Source organism: Candidatus Lariskella endosymbiont of Hedychridium roseum, from assembly GCF_964020185.1.
In the GTDB taxonomy this organism is placed as follows: domain Bacteria; phylum Pseudomonadota; class Alphaproteobacteria; order Rickettsiales; family Midichloriaceae; genus Lariskella.
The window spans coordinates 1,063,925-1,077,837 of record NZ_OZ026538.1; the positions used below are offsets into that span (position 1 = coordinate 1,063,925).

Annotated in this window: 16 protein-coding genes and 1 pseudogene; 10 read left to right on the forward strand and 7 right to left on the reverse strand. The window is 34.7% G+C overall.

Annotated features, from left to right (window positions below):
- Positions 1-119: 119 nt before the first annotated feature.
- The 5 genes from AACK98_RS05405 to AACK98_RS05420 form a co-directional block, all read right to left on the reverse strand.
- The gene (locus AACK98_RS05405) at positions 120-671 is read right to left on the reverse strand and encodes a sodium:solute symporter family transporter (RefSeq protein WP_339040558.1); all 552 of its coding nucleotides are present in this window, start codon (positions 669-671) and stop codon (positions 120-122) included.
- Positions 622-1,215, reverse strand: coding sequence for a sodium:solute symporter family transporter (locus AACK98_RS08275; protein WP_410520027.1), 594 nt, complete (start codon positions 1,213-1,215; stop codon positions 622-624). The genes AACK98_RS05405 and AACK98_RS08275 overlap by 50 nt, the downstream gene beginning before the upstream one ends.
- The gene (locus tag AACK98_RS05410; protein ID WP_339040560.1) at positions 1,209-1,493 is read right to left on the reverse strand and encodes a hypothetical protein; all 285 of its coding nucleotides are present in this window, start codon (positions 1,491-1,493) and stop codon (positions 1,209-1,211) included. The genes AACK98_RS08275 and AACK98_RS05410 overlap by 7 nt, the downstream gene beginning before the upstream one ends.
- 527 nt (positions 1,494-2,020) lie before the next feature.
- Positions 2,021-2,392, reverse strand: a complete 372-nt coding sequence (locus AACK98_RS05415; RefSeq protein ID WP_339042623.1) for an IS1 family transposase — start codon at positions 2,390-2,392, stop codon at positions 2,021-2,023.
- A complete protein-coding gene (locus AACK98_RS05420; RefSeq protein ID WP_339040562.1) occupies positions 2,296-2,679 on the reverse strand; it encodes a hypothetical protein in 384 nt (127 codons plus the stop codon). The genes AACK98_RS05415 and AACK98_RS05420 overlap by 97 nt, the downstream gene beginning before the upstream one ends.
- Positions 2,680-3,704: 1,025 nt before the next feature.
- Here AACK98_RS05420 and ccoN point away from each other — a divergent pair.
- The 7 genes from ccoN (at position 3,705) to AACK98_RS05450 (ending at position 8,862) form a co-directional block, all read left to right on the forward strand.
- Positions 3,705-5,192 (forward strand): cytochrome-c oxidase, cbb3-type subunit I, encoded by a 1,488-nt coding sequence (gene ccoN / locus AACK98_RS05425; RefSeq protein ID WP_339040564.1) that lies wholly within the window; start codon positions 3,705-3,707, stop codon positions 5,190-5,192.
- A gap of 144 nt (positions 5,193-5,336) precedes the next feature.
- Positions 5,337-6,065 carry a cytochrome-c oxidase, cbb3-type subunit II gene (gene ccoO / locus AACK98_RS05430; protein WP_339040566.1) on the forward strand — a complete coding sequence of 243 codons (729 nt, stop codon included), beginning with the start codon at positions 5,337-5,339 and terminating at the stop codon, positions 6,063-6,065.
- A 2-nt stretch (positions 6,066-6,067) separates the two neighbouring features.
- Complete coding sequence (locus AACK98_RS08280; protein ID WP_410519975.1) at positions 6,068-6,193, forward strand: cbb3-type cytochrome oxidase subunit 3; 126 nt, start codon at positions 6,068-6,070, stop codon at positions 6,191-6,193.
- A gap of 241 nt (positions 6,194-6,434) precedes the next feature.
- Positions 6,435-7,355: a cytochrome-c oxidase, cbb3-type subunit III gene (gene ccoP, locus AACK98_RS05435; protein ID WP_339040568.1), complete on the forward strand. Its 921-nt coding sequence runs from the start codon at positions 6,435-6,437 to the stop codon at positions 7,353-7,355.
- A 423-nt stretch (positions 7,356-7,778) separates the two neighbouring features.
- The gene (locus AACK98_RS05440) at positions 7,779-8,162 is read left to right on the forward strand and encodes a hypothetical protein (RefSeq protein ID WP_339040570.1); all 384 of its coding nucleotides are present in this window, start codon (positions 7,779-7,781) and stop codon (positions 8,160-8,162) included.
- Positions 8,069-8,437 carry an IS1 family transposase gene (locus tag AACK98_RS05445; protein ID WP_339042625.1) on the forward strand — a complete coding sequence of 123 codons (369 nt, stop codon included), beginning with the start codon at positions 8,069-8,071 and terminating at the stop codon, positions 8,435-8,437. The genes AACK98_RS05440 and AACK98_RS05445 overlap by 94 nt, the downstream gene beginning before the upstream one ends.
- 62 nt (positions 8,438-8,499) lie before the next feature.
- Complete coding sequence (locus AACK98_RS05450) at positions 8,500-8,862, forward strand: hypothetical protein (RefSeq protein ID WP_339040571.1); 363 nt, start codon at positions 8,500-8,502, stop codon at positions 8,860-8,862.
- Between the two features lie 70 nt (positions 8,863-8,932).
- Here AACK98_RS05450 and AACK98_RS05455 read toward each other — a convergent pair whose 3' ends face one another.
- Entirely contained in the window at positions 8,933-9,571 is a 639-nt protein-coding gene (locus AACK98_RS05455; protein WP_339040573.1) for a M15 family metallopeptidase, read from the reverse strand.
- 135 nt (positions 9,572-9,706) lie between these two features.
- On the opposite strand from AACK98_RS05455, the pseudogene tnpA reads away from it, so the two are divergent.
- A pseudogene (gene tnpA, locus AACK98_RS05460) lies at positions 9,707-10,108 on the forward strand (IS200/IS605 family transposase); the annotation flags it as partial.
- A gap of 426 nt (positions 10,109-10,534) precedes the next feature.
- On the opposite strand, the gene nth reads toward tnpA, so the two are convergent.
- Positions 10,535-11,194 carry an endonuclease III gene (gene nth, locus AACK98_RS05465; RefSeq protein ID WP_339040575.1) on the reverse strand — a complete coding sequence of 220 codons (660 nt, stop codon included), beginning with the start codon at positions 11,192-11,194 and terminating at the stop codon, positions 10,535-10,537.
- Positions 11,195-11,253: 59 nt separating this feature from the next.
- On the opposite strand from nth, the gene radA reads away from it, so the two are divergent.
- Both radA and AACK98_RS05475 read left to right on the forward strand, forming a co-directional pair.
- On the forward strand, positions 11,254-12,666 hold the full coding sequence (gene radA, locus AACK98_RS05470; protein ID WP_339040577.1) for a DNA repair protein RadA: 1,413 nt from the start codon (positions 11,254-11,256) through the stop codon (positions 12,664-12,666).
- On the forward strand, positions 12,656-13,483 hold the full coding sequence (locus tag AACK98_RS05475) for a CvpA family protein (RefSeq protein WP_339040579.1): 828 nt from the start codon (positions 12,656-12,658) through the stop codon (positions 13,481-13,483). The genes radA and AACK98_RS05475 overlap by 11 nt, the downstream gene beginning before the upstream one ends.
- Positions 13,484-13,913: the final 430 nt, after the last annotated feature.

The window sequence follows — 13,913 nt, forward strand, 5'->3', positions numbered from 1 at the left end:
TGCAAATTATAAATTATAAAGTCTATCCATCAAAATTGCTTTGCTGAGCAAATAAATTTTTGACTGATAGACTACGTATGCAATTATTCATACATCTTACTTATAATAAGGAATTGATATTACTTGTCCCTAAATATGAGAATATGATTAAGCTTTTGGTAGTATGACAATTTTGCAGAATTATATTTTTGCCAGTAGTGCATTCCAAACAAGCCTATAGCGCTACCTATAGTGCCAAACATCGAGCTTGTTGTGTTGAAATCTCCTAATATATATGCACTTATAATAGTGAAAAATATAGCTAGTATCAAAGAAAATATGAATGATTTGCCATTTGTTCTAAACTTCAAAAAGCCTGCAATTAATGGTATTACAATAAGAGGAACCCAAGCATTACTTATGAACCACTCTATCTCTATTAATTCTTTTCTATGAATAGCTATAAAAATAGCGAGAATACCTATAATAAATGTAAATATTCTTGCAAGTAGTAAAGCTTGCCTTTCAGTTAAATGCATTATTTTTTTTATAATATCATGCGTAAAAAGAACACTTGCGTTATTAAGCCAAGAATCAGCAGTAGACATAATTACTGCAAGCAACCCAGCTACAATTAATCCTTTAAACCCAACAGCAACATGATTTGCAATAAAATAAATAAATAAATACAATGTGAGAATCAATATTTGGCTCTTTTATTTTTAAAGTAAGTCCTATTATACATATAATGCTTATAAAAAATAAACTTATTATAGCAACAGAATTGAGAGAATAAGTAAGCTGCATTGAATTCCTACACATTAAATACCTTTGCATATAAACCCCGGATGAAACTGGTAACAAAGAATAAAAAGCTAGACTAAGAAATAACCAAATATTACTTTTATTTAAACTGAAGTTTATCATATCTTTAGGCAAAGAATTGATTATACCTTTATATCCGCCAATATCATGGTATACAAAGGAACATGCAATGGGTATTGCTACCATAAAGATCATAAGTTGAAAGACATCAGTAAATGCAACAGATCTTACGCCACCAAATGCGGAGTAAGTGGAAAGTATTAACATAGAGACAATTACACTATATGAATAACCAGTCTGGAAAAAATAATCTATAATGCTTCCCATTGCAATGGCTTGCATTGCTACTGTCCCTATAGAAATCACAATAGAAGTAATATTAGTGATATGTCTACCAACGCTTCCTATAATTGTTGCATTATATCAGTAAGTGAAATACAGCCACGAAACTGACTTATGTTCTCACCATATATTTTTGAAGCAAGTATCCAAGATAAAGGACAGAAAATTTGAGTGACTATAAAGAATATACCAATTGTATAAACTTTCTCAATACGGCCCATTACGCTTCCAGCGCCTAAGTGTGTAGCAAATAAAGTAGGGACGATAATAATATTAGGGAAGTAATTGCTACCTAGTGCATACTCTTTTAAAGTTCGGATTGATTTTGCTTTATATAAACCAATCAATATACATATTACAATGTAAATAAGAACAATGACAATGTCTATGATATGCATTTTTTCTTAACCTTATATTTTTTTGCTTAATCTTGTATATTACTTCGTTCATTTCTTTGCAAAAGATATACAAGTATTCGATATAGAAATTAATAACAAGCTCTATAATATTAATGCTTTCTTTATATTATTCCTACTTATAAGTGTATCATAATAACATTTTTTACGTCAATAAAGCCTTAACAATTAAAATTTTTATAAAATCTAAATATTTTAAAATATGGCGCTGTCTTTGCCATATAATGCTATAAAGCTTTGCTCTTTGTTCGTCAGTATTTTGATCAGATTTAACTTATATGAAGCTAAATACTCAGGTTTAAATTGTATTTGACACTTTTTTGCTTAATCTAAAATTTTGAGATAAAAAAGCTATAATGTGAAAATCCTGAATTCTTTTATTTATGTCTTTATCATGTATCATATTTTAAAAAATAATGTGAAAAAGAAATTCCACTATATTTAATTTTCGAGAGTTTTCACATAAAGATAGATAAGAGCTGTTCTTGATATTGTTTGAATATTTGTGTAATAGTAAGAGCGCACCAAAGCTTGATGGATCCGTATACCATTGACTCTTTTTTAGAAACGATTTTAGTGCGCCGTGTCATTCGGCCTAAATGATGTCGCGTGTTGCTATTATCTCTCTCGATACATACTGTGCCAGACTTTCCAATCGTATGACGCTCTTTGGGTAAAATTTTAGAAAAAGCATCCCAATCATCCGTATAAAAATGACATTCTTTCAGATGACTCACTTTGTTGTAGAGCTTTTGGAATGTTGCAGTATCACGATTGCCTGTAACCCAGGCAACGGTTCTCCTTGTACTACGATCAACTGCCTTAATGATCCAAAGCTTGTTTTTTTTGAACCAATAAAATGCCACATCTCGTCGAATTCCATCTCCATAATATCCGAAGAGACAACTGGCTCCTGAGTCTTGCCCATCACCTCTACTACCCAGCGATAAATTATGGACGGCGAATGCCATAATATCTTGCATAACATAGAAAAAGAGCCATTACCAAGACTATATAGCATAACGCATAATGCTTTCTTAACAGCTGTTTGAGGCTTCTTGCCCAGATCGCCCTCAACAAAATTTAGAACATGATCTGCACTTATAACGCTGTACACCCCCTCACAATGCCATTCTTTACAAAGATATCAGAGCAACATCCCTTACAACAAACCATAAAACCACTCTTTAGTTTTTAAAAAAGTGATCATATCATACTTCTATCTAATTGTGAAAACTCTCGAATTTGCAACTATTTATAAGTAATGTGAGGATGATGCTTATCAAGTTTTTACTAAGCTAGCAGAAGTAATAGTGAAATAAAAACATGCATTGTGTAGATAAATTATCAAGCATTACAAAAGTTAATTCTGATTTAGTAGTACAAACTCAACTTTAAATAATCATTAAGATAATATTTCATGTATTGCAGATATTTTTATATATGCCGTTGTTTGTTGCATTATAATTAGCTGCAAGTGTTAGAATTTTGCTTGAAAAATAGCCGAATTTAATAGATCATCTTGATATACTAGAAAGGTGTATTACTATCCCGTAGGAGTAACAAGTACTTTTGCTTCCAGATATATCTTGTATAGTTATATAGTCGCTTGCTTCATAACTCTAAGAGGCGCAGGATTTATATTGGCCTGCAAGCAATGATACTACACTGAAAGTCCAACAGAAAAAGTGGTAAAATTGCCAAAAACCTTATGGATTTTTTGTTATGTACCACCTTAAGTAAGTGCACGCGCTTAAATTTTAAAGAAAAGATGAAGCTAAAGTGTTCTGTTACTTGGAGGGATTTGCTATTATATCCAAAAATTAGTGCAAGACCCAGCCTAAAGGCTAATTTTAGTATATTTAACTTTCCATAAAAATAGATTTGCTGCGCCAATCTATTTTGGATGGATAGGCTATATAACAAATCTATTAAGTATCAATAGGTAATAATGTCTTTTATGATGAGTGGCTTTTGTGAGAGCAGAGATGAACTCTATTATTTACTGCGCTTCCAGTTGCATCTCTATCTTATTTTTTAACTTGAATTAATGAGCATGAAATTCATTATAGGTCTTTGATTAAATAGAGTTTAAGGTTGAGTCATTTTGGCTTATGTTAAATTAATTAGATATTTTATATTATGTATGATCTGACAGCCAATAAGGTTGCTTTTGAAAATTATGACAATGTAGTGCTGAGGTGGTTTACTCTTGCCTCTGTCATTTGGGCTTTTGTTGGTATGCTTGCTGGTGTTTATCTTGCACTAGAGCTTTCTTATCCATTATTGAATTTTGATCTTCCTTGGCTGAATTTTGGTAGGCTGCGTCCATTCCATACATCTGTGGTGATATTTGCGTTTGGTGGCAACATCTTGATAGGTTCATCTTTTTTTGTTGTGCAAAGAACATGCCGAACTAGGCTTGCTTGTCCAATTCTTGCTAGACTAATATTCTTTAGTTATCAGGTGTTTTTAATCATTGCAGGAGTTGGATATTTATTTGGCATAACTCAAGGTAAGGAATATGCCGAACCAGAGTGGTATGCTGATATTCTGCTTACTGTCATTTGGGTATTATACCTTTACGTTTATCTGATTACATTAAAAAATAGAAAAGAGAATCATATATATGTTGCAAACTGGTTTTATCTGTCTTTTATACTTGTTGTTGCCGTATTGCATTTAGGAAATAATATATCGATCCCTATATCATTATTGAGTCCACATAGTGTATCTGCGTTCTCTGGAGTACAATCTGCAATGATACAGTGGTGGTATGGACATAATGCTGTTGGATTTATTTTGACTGCTGGATTTATTGGTATGATGTACTATTTTGTTCCAAAGAGAGCAAACAGGCCTGTTTACTCCTATAGATTATCTATAATGCATTTCTGGGCGTTAATTTTCTTTTACGTATGGGCAGGAGCTCACCATTTACATTATACTGCTCTGCCTGACTGGGTACAAACACTTGGGATGACGATGTCGTTGATACTGTGGCTTCCATCATGGGGCGGTATGGTAAATGGGATCATGACTATTTCTGGTGCTTGGGATAAACTCAGGGAAGATCCTGTGCTAAAAATGGCTGTGATCTCGCTTGCGTTTTATGGTATGAGTACATTCGAAGGACCTATGATGTCTATTAAGACTGTAAATGCGCTTAGTCATTACACAGAGTGGACTGTAAGTCATGTGCATTCAGGAACGCTTGGATGGGTTTCTATGATAAGCTTTGTTGCGATATATCATATGACTCCAGTAATTTGGGAAAAAAAAGATATATACTCTAAAAGGATGATGAGTGCACACCTTATGCTTGCGACTGTTGGGATAGTGCTTTACATAACTTCAATGTGGACTGCTGGAATAGCACAAGGATTAATGTGGAGGACGTATAACGATATGGGGTTCTTGAAATACTCATTTATAGAAGCTGTTATTTCAATGCATCCTTACTATGTTATCAGAGCACTTGGTGGTTTATTCTTTCTGCTTGGTGTTATGCTGATGGTATTTAATGTGTTTTTGACCATCCGCATGCCAAGACACAAAGACGATAGTGATTTGGCAAGTGCGTTATCTGAAAGCTCTGTAAGCAGCTCTGTACTGCATAGAGGGGCATAAGTAGGATTTAGTAGTTTATAAGTTTTGCTTTGTTGAATTGGTGTTAAAATTGCAAGCGGCTTATATTTTTATAGCACTTGCTGTCTTTTTATTGAGTGTTTACTATTTTGAAGCTCATAAAAATAAATTTATCGGATAAAAAGTATGGATAATCCACATACAAAGATAGAAAAAAGTATCTTTCTACTAATAGTGCTGACTATCATAGTGACGTCAGTTGGTGCTATAGTAGAGATTTTCCCATTATTTAAAAAAGAGGTTGCTATAGAAAATGTTGAAGGTATGAGAGCATATACTCCTCTTGAGCTAATAGGTTTTGATATATATAAACGCGAAGGTTGCTATGGATGCCACAGTCAGCAGATTAGAGTCCTGCGCGATGAAGTTGAGAGGTATGGTCATTATTCTCTAGCGGTCGAAAGTATGTTTGACTTTCCATTTGTGTGGGGTTCAAAACGTACTGGGCCAGATCTTGCTAGAATAGGTGAAAAATACTCAGATGATTGGCATGTAGAGCATTTAGTGAATCCTAGAAGTGTTGTACCTGAATCTATAATGCCTGGTTATCCTTTCTTGCTAAATGCTGAAGTTGATACTTCAGAACTTCAACAAAAGATGAAAATCCTTGTTATGCTTGGTGTTCCATACCAAGAGGATGATATTAAGAATTATTTAAGTGATATAAATGTGCAGCTTGGCTTTGAACATGATCCTGACGTTATAGATGATTTCCAAAAACGATATCCTAAAGTTGCAATCAGAAAGTTTAATAAACATACTACTAAAATTACTGAGATGGATGCGTTGATTGCATATTTGCAAGGGCTAGGAAATAAGGTAGATCTAAAAACTAACAAAGGTAGGGATTGGTGAGTATGATACAGCTTTTTCTACTGATGTTTGCTTGTATAATGATTGTTGCTTGGATTATGCGCCCAGGAAGCAGAAAACATTACGAAGAGTGCAGCCAAATTCCACTGCACGACGAAAAGGATATATAGTCTTTGCGTCATAACTCTAAGGAGTGCAGGATTTATTTTGGTATGCAAGGCAACTATTGCGCACCGAAAATCCAGCAGAAAAAGTGGCAAAACTGCCAAAAACCTTATGGATTTTGTTAAGTAGTATTTGCTAAATACAGGATAAATTATATATCCGAAAATTAGCGCAGGGCCGCTTCTTTAGGCTAATTTTTGTACATTTAACTTCTCCGCAAAAATTTATTTCCTGGGTAAATAAATTTTGACGGATAGGCTATACAGTGATGGAGTTGTAAATATGCCAGTTCACACTAAGAAAACAAACAGCAAAGATAAAGTACTAAAAAATCGTGATCCAGAAACAACTGGTCATGAATGGGATGGTATACAAGAGTTTAATAATCCAGATCCGTTTTGGCTTAGGGGAATGTTCTATGCTATGCTGTTTTTTGCACTAGGATATTGGCTTCTTTATCCATCTTGGCCCGCTCGTTATACTTATGGAATTCTTAATTGGTCATCTCATGATGAACTTGCAAACTCTCAGAAAGAGGTTGAGCAGATTCGAGCAAAATATCAAGCAGAGTTTGATGCTGCATCTTTTTCAGAAATTATGGGGAATACAGAGTTATTATCTTTTGCTATAGCTGGCGGTAGTTCGGCATTTCAGAATAACTGCTCACCCTGCCATGGTATAGGTGGAACAGGTGGCAAAGGTTACCCAAATCTCACAACTGGTGCGTGGCTTTGGGGCGGAACTATTGATGATATATATCAGACTATAAAATATGGAATTAGGTCGGAACATGAGGAGACTAGAGAATCACAAATGGCTGCTTTTGGTAGAGAGAAGATGTTGAATTCAGATCAGATAGATTCTTTAACAAAATATATACGTACCATAAGCGGCCTTACAAAGGATGAAAAGGTTGATAGTAAAGCTAAAAAAATATTTGAAGAAAATTGCTCTTCTTGCCACGGTATTGATGCAACAGGAGGGAAGGATTTTGGCGCACCTAACCTTCGTGATGCAGTTTGGCTTTATGGATCGGATTATAAAGCAATATATGACGTGATTTATTCAGGAAGAGCTGGTGTGATGCCGTATTGGACTGGAAGACTCACTGATTCTACTATAAGACAGCTTGCAGTATATGTGCATCAATTAGGTGGTGGGCAATGATATAATTTTCGACATAGCGCTGTATAGAATAGAAACTATATTTTTTACTTGAGAAATAATTTGATGTAAGCTTGCTATAACCAGGATCTATGGCAGATTTTCTCGGTAATAATCAATAGGTATATAGCTAAAGCGCTATAAAATATGCATAGCAAATGAGTTCTTTAGAATAAATTTTTATTCGCTTGAAATCGGCAATGTAACTCTATTTTAAGCGAGAGACTGACTTAGTCCATCCGCCAAAAGTATGCATTTTGCAGGCTTTGCAGACATTTTTCTCATTCTACCATAAAAAATTCGAGAGTTTTCACAATTAGATAGAAGTATGATATGATCACTTTTTTAAAAACTAAAGAGTGGTTTTATGGTTTGTTGTAAGGGATGTTGCTCTGATATCTTTGTAAAGAATGGCATTGTGAGGGGGTGTACAGCGTTATAAGTGCAGATCATGTTCTAAATTTTGTTGAGGGCGATCTGGGCAAGAAGCCTCAAACAGCTGTTAAGAAAGCATTATGCGTTATGCTATATAGTCTTGGTAAGGGCTCTTTTTCTATGTTAGGCAAGATATTAGGTCATTCGCCGTCCATAATTTATCGCTGGGTAGTAGAGGTGATGGGCAAGACTCAGGAGCCAGTTGTCTCTTCGGATATTATGGAGATGGAATTCGACGAGATGTGGCATTTTATTGGTTCAAAAAAAACAAGCTTTGGATCATTAAGGCAGTTGATCGTAGTACAAGGAGAACAGTTGCCTGGGTTACAGGCAATCGTGATACTGCAACATTCCAAAAGCTCTACAACAAAGTGAGTCATCTAAAAGAATGTCATTTTTATACGGATGATTGGGAGGCTTTTTCTAAAATTTTACCCAAAGAGCGTCATACAATTGGAAAGTCTGGCACAGTATGTATCGAGAGAGATAATAGCAACACGCGACATCATTTATGCCGAGTGACACGGCGCACTAAAATCGTTTCTAAAAAAGAGTCAATGGTATACGGATCCATCAAGCTTTGGTGCGCTCTTGCTATTACACAAATATTCAAACAATATCAAGAACAGCTCTTATCTATCTTTATGTGAAAACTCTCAAATATCTTAAGCATAGACAAATTGGTTAACAAATTCATTTACGATATAAACTTATGAATGACGCTACAAATATAGACTCTATTATAGACGTTGAGCACGCTGAGAATGATGCTATATTTAATCTTCTTAGTATGCGTAACACTGGTATATTAATAGCAGAGAATAATATGTATCTCTTAGGCGAGAAAATTTATAACGAAGGCTTTATAAGTGCAAAGATGATATGTATGCCAAATGCTTTATACTCAGGATCTGGCACGCTTGAAGCTGATATAATTTTCGCTCAACAATCAGTTGCAGACACTCTTGGCAATAAACATACAAACGTTGTCATAATACCGGAACATACCGAGAATTGGAGTAAGAGTGATTGTGACGAATTTTATGCAAAACTTCTTCCAAATTCAGAGCTTTAATTTTTTATATCTTTACATTATTAACCTCTACTTTTGCTGACACTGTCAGCAAAATGTATTGTAGGATAAGTTATTCAACATAGAAGTTAAAAGGTTCTGTGATTGAAGTTGCAGGAATTGGCTCGTCATTTAGCTGATAATGCCACCATTCCTTGTAATAATTTTTAAATCCATAAAATTCCATAGATTGTTTTAATAATTCTCTATTCTTCTTTGCTCCCTCTGAAATTGTTTTATTCTCTGTATGAGATAAATCGTCTAAGAAATCAACAATCGTTCCCATATCAAGTTCAGAGTTATCTTGTAATTTCACTAAAGTAAGATCTACAGTACTGCCTCTGTTGTGAGCCGATTTTTCACTGATATATCCAAGCTCAAATAACTTACTCTTCTCAAGATTTGGATAATACTTTTCCTTCATTTTAAAATCTTCTGGCTCTTGAGACCATTTCTTAAAAGCAAGTATTGCATCCTGCGGCCTATATGAATCTTTAATCTTTAAACCAAGTCCTATAGTAGATAGGTGATCTTGTACCTTTGCAAGCTGCAACGCAGCCTTTTCCGTCATAATAGCAACATTTTTCTTGTAACCAGGTACTATACTTCCGGTAAAATTATCATCTGTACTATACATCAGATCAACCTGTATGCTGCTACATACTTCAGAAACATAAACAAACCCATCTGGTAATTTTTTTGGTAGACTCATTTCACCAACCTCTTTTATGTAGTTATATGTGATATGGTTAACACCCTCGCCTTTAAGCGAACACTTTAGTATTAGTTATCTAGGAAATGTGCTAAGGGAGGACGAATGGAATATAGGAGATGATCCCACAGCCTATATGACCTAAAGTATCATATAGTATTTTGTACTAAGTATAGGTATAGAGTTTTAACTGGGCAAGTTGCGATTAGAACTAGGGAAGTAATCCGAGAAATATGTGCTGCTAATTACATAAATATAATTAGTGGCAGTATGAGTCCTGATCACATACATATATTAGCATTGGTTCCGCCTAGTATATCAATATCTAAAGCTGTGCAATATATTAAAGGTATAAGTAGTCGTAAGTTGCTACAGGAATTTGCACTGCTCCGTAAGCGGTATTGTGGACAACATCTTTGGGCCAGAGGGTATTTTGTTGTGACAGTTGGCAATGTGAATTCAGAAGAAGTGCAAAAATATATAGAACAGCATGAGGAACATCACAAAAAAGATGATTTTAGAATATCAGAGTTTTAGCGTTTACGCTTTTAATCTGCTTTGCAAGCGTTACACAAACTACCGCGCTTTAGCCGGTAGTAATTGATCTTATTACTTCTTTAATGCAAAATATACCAAAGACCCCCCTTGTAACATCTTTGCAACATAAAGGGCTGCTTGCGTGCAACTTTTGTGCAATTAATCTTAAGGTTTCATATTGATTATGAAATACAATACTTTCTCTCTGCAACAAGAAATTAATAAAACTGAATACATACAGATACACCGCAGGTAAAATGAAGATTGATATTTGACTTTCATAAATATTTCAAAAAAAACTTCAAAAAGAGCTAGGAAGAGTGCTGGGGGCGTTCGTGAATAACAAACACACCACAAGCGCTCTGACGAGGCCAATTTTTGAAGTGTAACGAATACCAGCAATACCATACATCTACTTGCAGCAAATTAGACATCTTCGAACTTACTTCTAGAAATGCAAATATCGTTTATAATACATTTTTTGCACTTCGGCTTTCTTGCAACACAAACATACCTACCGTGCAATACCAGCCAATGATTTGCTTTTTGTTGCCAATGCTTGGGAATTAGAGCACTTAGAACATTTGTCGTTTCTTCAGGAGTTTTAGTTTTACAAAAACCGATTCGATTACTTATACGAAATACATGTGTATCAACTGCAATTCTTGACTGATCAAACGCAGTATTTAACACAACATTTGCAGATTTTACACCTACTCCTGGCAATTTCACTAAACTATCAAAATCTCCAGGAACCTCTGAATTAAATTCATCGATCAACATCCTGCTCATCGCAATTATATTGCGCGCTTTGTTATTAAATAAACCTATCCTTTTTATATACTCCTTCAGGCCAATCTCTCCAAGCGCAACCATTTGTTCTGGAGTATTTGCAGCTTCAAAAAGAGCTGGAGTAATTCTATTAACCATTTTATCCGTAGATTGAGCAGATAAAACAACAGCAACCAGCAACGTATAATTGTTACAGTAATCCAGCTCTATTTTTGGATCAGGATCTTGCTTTTTAAATCTTTCAAATATTTCGTTTATTTGTGGAAGTTTTAACAATTCATTATTATATTGCATCTTATGATAAATTGAATAACTTAATGTAGCGTTCCATAATACATAGACAGGTCTAATAAGTGAAGAAAAAAATTTTATACATTTGCAGGAATTGTGGAGAGGCTTACAACAAATGGATAGGCAAATGTGAAGGTTGCCAAGAATGGAATAAAATTGAAGCAACCGAAATAGATCAGTCTAAGACTAGTAATGCTCAGAATTTTCAGAAATCCATAGAAACTTTTACTATAGATCATTCTACTGTAGAGCACTCACATTTTAGAACAACAACTGGAATCTCTGAACTAGACAGAGTTTTAGGAGGTGGAATTGTCCCAGGTGCTGCAATACTGTTTGCTGGAGAGCCAGGCATCGGCAAATCGACACTGCTACTTCAGCTTGCAGCAAAGCTATGTGATAAAAATATACGCTCGCTATATATAAGCGGCGAAGAATCAATTGAGCAGATCAAAATCAGAGCGATACGTCTAGGACTTGCAGGCAAAAATATACAAGTTTCAGCAGAAAATGATGCATCTGCAATCATATCTTTATTTGAAAGATCTACTTACAGAAAAGAAACAGAGAATAAAAATGAATTACAATCGCCTTCTGTACTCATAATAGACTCAATTCAAACTTTATCACATCCCTCTATACAATCAGTGCCTGGCACAGTTGGACAAGTCAAGCAATGTGCATTTGAGCTCATCACAAATAGTAAAAAGCACAATATAGCACTGATTATGGTAGGACATATAACAAAAGATGGGCAAATAGCAGGGCCTAAGATCCTTGAGCACATGGTAGATACTGTCATTTACTTTGAAGGAGATCACACTCAGCAGTTCAGAATCATACGAGCAACCAAAAATAGGTATGGCCCAACAAATGAAATAGGAGTCTTCGAGATGTCTGGTGCTGGACTGCAAGAAGTGCAAAATCCATCTGCAATTTTTATGCCTCGAAATAACATGAGCGTCAGTGGATCATGTATATTTGCAGGGCTTGAAGGAACAAGACCAATGCTTATGGAAATACAATCTTTAGTTGTCCCCTCTTTCTTAGCAACTCCAAGAAGGGCTGTAATAGGATGGGATGTAAATAGACTTTCAATGATGATTGCGATCTTGAATGCACGACTTGGATTAAATATATTAAACCAAGAGGTCTACTTAAACATAGTCGGTGGCCTAAAGGTTACAGAACCTGCAGCAGACCTAGCGGTCATAGTAGCTATTATTTCTGCAACAAAAAATATTGCTATTCCTCACAATGTAGTGTTTTTTGGAGAGATAGGATTATCTGGAGAACTGCGACAAGTTACGCATTATGAAACAAGATTACTTGAAGCAAAAAAATTAGGTATCGACAAAGTTGTAATGCCTTATAATAATAAAAAGATAGATGTTAACATGGATGTCATTTATTTGAAGCACGTATCTGATATCAAGCCTTTATTGAATAAATTGGGGAAAAAAAGTGAAGATTGAACACTTGGATTTTGCAGCGCTTAACTCTCTTGATTTTGGCGTGATTTTCGTAATTTTAGCTTCAATGTTCTTCGCATTTATGCGAGGTTTTATAAGCTCATTACTCAGTTTGACAGGCTGGATACTTGCAATCTTACTATCGTATCAGCTTTTCCCATATGCTAAACCATATATAGGATCTTATATCAAGTCAGACCTGTTTGTTATGATTATTGGGCATACAGTTTTATTGTTATTGCTCCTAGTGGTTTTTGCAATTTTTAATACTATGATTTCAACTTTTATGCTTTCCATGCAACGTGGAGCTTTTGATAGGATGCTTGGCTTGATATTTGGTTTTTTTCGCGGAAGTTTAATCATTTCATTCTTTTTTCTTTGTTTTACAATAATGGCAAACCTGATATCTGGCAATAAACCGATGTATGAAAAAGATGACGCAATACCATCTACTATTAAAAATGCTCAATTCTATCCATTTCTAAAGGTTGGAAGCCATTTCTTAACAAGCTTCTTTCCAGTTTCAATTGAAGATAGCTTAAAATTTATTGCTGATAATCTTGGAGAGAAAGGCGTTGAAGATAGATTTACGGCAACTGCAATAAGAAAACTATATCAACACCTTGATGAATCTGAACTAGATGAAATAGAACAAAATGCGATTAATATTGACGAAGTACAGCTCTTGAAACAACTGAAGGATACATACGTAGATAAAGTCCAAAAAGGACAAATTACTGAAGATTTTATACCAAAGGAAGAACTAGATAGAATGCAACAGGTAATAGACAGGAATAATAGTAATTCCAAGATGGATTAGCCTATCTGTAATCACAACTCAATATTTTATAGTAAAACTAGATTTTACTATTTATATATTATCAAAAATAGTGTAGACGTAGTACATGCTTTCTTTAAGAAAACGTCTCGAGCTATAGCAAGTTGAGTAACAAACACTTATCGCTCTAAACTGGATTTTTAACATTCTGCAAGTGACATGTTAGGTATTTTAGCTTAAGCAGCTTTTATATCCAAGGCTGAATTAATCGCATGCATAACTCTAAGAAGCGTAGGATTTATCTTGGTCTGCAAGCAATTATGGCGCACCGAAAATCCAGCAGAAAAAGTGGCAAAATTGCCAAAACTCTTATGGATTTTGTTAAGTATGCAAGTATTGGATAAATTATATATACGAAAATTAGCGCAGGGCCCAGTCTTGAGGCTAATTTTTGTACATTTAATTTTCCGCA

Excerpts from the sequence above, each read along its gene's own strand:
- nth (WP_339040575.1), bottom strand. The coding sequence starts at position 11,194 with ATGCAATATAATAATGAATTGTTAAAACTTCCACAAATAAACGAAATA.
- AACK98_RS05450 (WP_339040571.1), top strand. The coding sequence starts at position 8,500 with ATGAATGACGCTACAAATATAGACTCTATTATAGACGTTGAGCACGCT.
- AACK98_RS05455 (WP_339040573.1), bottom strand. The coding sequence starts at position 9,571 with ATGAGTCTACCAAAAAAATTACCAGATGGGTTTGTTTATGTTTCTGAA.
- ccoO (WP_339040566.1), top strand. The coding sequence starts at position 5,337 with ATGGATAATCCACATACAAAGATAGAAAAAAGTATCTTTCTACTAATA.
- AACK98_RS08280 (WP_410519975.1), top strand. The coding sequence starts at position 6,068 with ATGATACAGCTTTTTCTACTGATGTTTGCTTGTATAATGATTGTTGCT.
- ccoN (WP_339040564.1), top strand. The coding sequence starts at position 3,705 with ATGTATGATCTGACAGCCAATAAGGTTGCTTTTGAAAATTATGACAAT.